Annotated in this window: 1 protein-coding gene; it reads left to right on the top strand. The window is 27.3% G+C overall.

Annotation, left to right across the window (positions count from 1 at the left end; all coding sequences use genetic code 11):
* Positions 1-218: 218 nt before the first annotated feature.
* Positions 219-941, top strand: a complete 723-nt coding sequence (locus KHW44_RS10000) for a hypothetical protein (protein WP_304069010.1) — start codon at positions 219-221, stop codon at positions 939-941.
* Positions 942-1,066: the final 125 nt, after the last annotated feature.

Below are 1,066 nucleotides of genomic sequence, written 5' to 3'. Positions count from 1 at the left end.
CAGAACAATTCATCAAAGATACTAAATTCAACAAATCTTATGTAATTGGTGGAGAAAAATCAGTATCTGAAGATGTAATTAATCAATTAACAAGTATCATAAAGTAATCCCATAAACTTCTAAATTTTAGGTATCCTCTCAATTTATATTGAGGGGATATTTTTGTTATGAATTTTAAAAATCAGGGTATAAATAAACCAAATAAAGGGGGAGTATGTATGAAAAGATTACATAAATTTTTAAAAGTTTCGGTTGTTTTATTATTTGCGATAATATTTCTAGCATCTTGCGATAAAAGTAAAGACAACAAAAAAAATATCAAATTAACTGAAGAACAACAAAAATGGGTTGGAAATTACTTTGAAGAAGCTTTCAAAGGGATAAAGGCAGGAAAAGATAGAAAGCTAACAGATGACGAGGTAAATCAAATTAAAAAAGTTTTTGTGGAGAAAAGGCCTGGATCAGAATTTGATGAAATTAAAAACATAACTTCGAATTTCTTCAAGGCAGGAAGTTACAACGATCCAAAAGAAATAGATTTGGATAGCTTTATTAATTATTTTCCAAGTAAAGTTTTGGAAGAAAATTCTGATGAATTCAAAACTACTCTTGAAAAGCTGAAAAAACTAGATAATTTTTCTGAATTTGAATTGTCAAGTAAGCTTATGCCATTAGTAGAAATCGACAAGAACCTTGTAGATGCTACGTTGATGAAATATGCAGGGATTGTATCTGACGATGTGAAAAGCAAAGACAAATGTTTGTACTTGAAAGAAAAAAATGCGTATTATACATTTGTAAGCGATGTAAGTATTGGGACTTTTTACCCAACTGAAGGAGAAATTAAGGGAAATAATTTGATATTAAAATGTAACTATGCTACTTTAACACTTGAAAACAAAGATGGCAAGTATTTTGTAAAATCATATATAGAAAAATAATTTTACTGAAATGGCTCCAATAATTAGAAGCCATTATTTATATTTGTAAAATATTTCAAAGTAATATATACTATCTAATGTTAAAAATAATAAAATCATGGAGGGATTATGAAAAACAAATTTTT

Origin of the sequence: Finegoldia magna (assembly GCF_018371055.1) — a bacterium.
In the GTDB taxonomy this organism is placed as follows: Bacteria; Bacillota; Clostridia; order Tissierellales; family Peptoniphilaceae; genus Finegoldia; species Finegoldia magna_I.
The sequence above is the reverse complement of the archived record's forward strand: the minus strand, read 5'-3'. Positions and strand labels throughout refer to the sequence as shown.